The following is a 239-nucleotide window of genomic DNA, read 5'->3' as shown; positions in this document are numbered from 1 at the left end:
CTGAAATAGCTTAAAAATTTTTTCTAAGTCTTGATTTTTGATCCCTGGGCCATCATCTTTGACAAAAAACTCATAATAATCACCTGCCTCATGGGCACCTACGACCAAATGACCTTTTTTACGATGATGATGTTTTAATGCATTGCTGATTAAGTTTGAAAACACTTGGCTCAGTGGAATAAGTGCTGTGTTAAATACTGGCAGAGATTGCGGTAGTTGAAGCACGAATTGTTTGTTGG

At 37.2% G+C, this 239-nt stretch carries 1 protein-coding gene; it reads right to left on the bottom strand.

The features are described from left to right. On the bottom strand, positions 1-239 hold a 239-nt coding region (locus IEX97_RS13285; protein WP_188883553.1), incomplete at both ends, for an ATP-binding protein.

Source organism: Paenalicyclobacillus cellulosilyticus (genome assembly GCF_014647315.1).
GTDB classification, from domain to species: domain Bacteria; phylum Bacillota; class Bacilli; order Alicyclobacillales; family Alicyclobacillaceae; genus Alicyclobacillus_J; species Alicyclobacillus_J cellulosilyticus.
This window is presented reverse-complemented; position numbering and strand designations above follow the sequence as displayed.